Annotated in this window: 1 protein-coding gene and 1 pseudogene; both read left to right on the top strand. The window is 67.2% G+C overall.

The window, feature by feature from the left end; translation table 11 throughout:
- Positions 1–960: pseudogene (locus tag PKD06_RS17085) on the top strand (2-oxoacid:acceptor oxidoreductase subunit alpha); the annotation flags it as partial.
- A 71-nt stretch (positions 961–1,031) separates the two neighbouring features.
- Positions 1,032–1,972: 2-oxoacid:ferredoxin oxidoreductase subunit beta (locus PKD06_RS17080; RefSeq protein WP_324382224.1), on the top strand; the 941-nt coding region annotated here is incomplete at its 3' end.

Below are 1,972 nucleotides of genomic sequence, written 5' to 3'. Positions count from 1 at the left end.
GGGCCGGGCATCTCGCTGATGCAGGAATTCATCGGCCTCGCCTATTTCGCCGAGGTGCCGGCGGTGCTCTTCGACGTCCAGCGCGGCGGCCCCTCGACAGGCATGCCGACCCGCACGCAGCAATCGGACATCCTGATCTGCGCCTATGCCTCGCATGGCGACACCAAGCACGTGCTCCTCTTCCCCGAGGACCCGCACGAATGCTTCACCATGGCGGCCGACGCGCTCGACCTCGCCGACCGGCTGCAAACGCCGGTCTTCGTGCTGCTCGACCTCGATATCGGCATGAACGAATGGCTCTGCGAGCCGCTCGCCTGGGACGATTCCCGCCGCATAGACCGCGGCAAGGTGCTGACCCGGGAGGAGCTGGAGACGGGCCGCGATTTCGGCCGCTATCTCGACGTGGACCAGGACGGCATCCCCTACCGGACCTATCCGGGGACGCATCCGAGCCGGGGCTCCTTCTTCACGCGCGGCACCTCGCGCGACCGCTATGCCCGCTACACGGAGGAGGGCTCGGCCTATATCGACAACATGCAGCGCCTGCTGCGCAAGTTCGAGACGGCCAAGGCCCTCGTGCCCCAGCCGGCCCGCCGGGACGCGAAGCGGCCGACGCGGTCCGGGGCGATCTATTTCGGCTCGACCTCGGCCGCGATGCAGGAGGCGATGGGCGCGCTCGACGCGCGCGGCATCGATCTCGACACCTTGCGCATCCGCGCCTTCCCGTTCCCCGATGCGGTGACCGACTTCATCCTCTCGCACGACCGCGTCTTCGTGATCGAGCAGAACCGCGATGCGCAGCTTCGCACGCTTCTCGTCAACGAATGCGTGATCGACCCCGCCCGGCTGATCCCGATCCTTCATTACGACGGCACGCCGATCACGGCGCGCTTCATCGTCGAGGCGATCGCCCACCATGTCGAGGCCACGGGCGGCGGCAATCGGGACGCCGCGGAGTGAGTCGGGCCGCACCCACCCTCCCCCGCCTGCGGCGGGGAGGGCAACGTCCCGGCCGACATGACTGGTGAACCATGACCTACATCGCCAAGCCGCGCCTCCATCACCCGAAGCTCGCGACCAACGAACTCGGCCTCACCCATCGCGACTACGAGGGTGCGGTCTCGACGCTCTGCGCCGGCTGCGGGCACGATTCGATCTCGGGGGCCATCATCCAGGCCTGTTTCGAACTGTCGCTCCCCCCGCACCGGGTGGCGAAGCTCTCCGGCATCGGCTGCTCGTCGAAGACGCCGACCTATTTCCTCGGCGCGAGCCACGGCTTCAACAGCGTCCACGGGCGCATGCCCTCGGTGCTGACCGGCGCGAGCCTCGCCAATCGCGACCTTGTCTATCTCGGCGTCTCGGGCGACGGCGACACCGCCTCGATCGGCTTCGGCCAGTTCGCCCATTGCGTCCGCCGCGGCGTGAACATGACCTATATCTGCGAGAACAACGGGGTCTACGGCCTCACCAAGGGCCAGTTCTCGGCTACCGCCGACAAGGGCTCGGCCTCGAAGAAGGGCGTGCTCAACGAGGACACGCCGATCGACCTCGTCTCGATCGCGATCCTGCTCGGGGCGACCTTCGTCGCCCGCTCCTTCTCGGGCGACAAGAAGCAGCTCGTGCCCCTGATCAAGGCGGCGATCGAGCATCGGGGCGCGGCCTTCATCGACGTGATCAGCCCCTGCATCGCCTTCAACAACCATCCGAACTCGACCAAGAGCTTCGACTATGTGCGCGCGCATAACGAGGCGGTGAACTATCTCGACGTGATGATCGGGCGCGAGCCGATCACGCTCGACCAGCATCCGGGCACAGTCGAGATCGTCGAGCAGCATGACGGCTCGCTCCTCAAGCTGCGCAAGCTCGACGAGAGCTATGATCCGACGAGCAAGCTCGCCGCCTCCGCCTATCTCCAGGAGCGCGCGGCGGCCGGCGAGATCGTCACCGGCCTCCTCTACCTGCACCCGGAGGC

This window comes from Enterovirga sp. (assembly GCF_035325185.1).
Taxonomy (GTDB): Bacteria; Pseudomonadota; Alphaproteobacteria; order Rhizobiales; family Beijerinckiaceae; genus Enterovirga.
The sequence above is the reverse complement of the archived record's forward strand: the minus strand, read 5'-3'. Positions and strand labels throughout refer to the sequence as shown.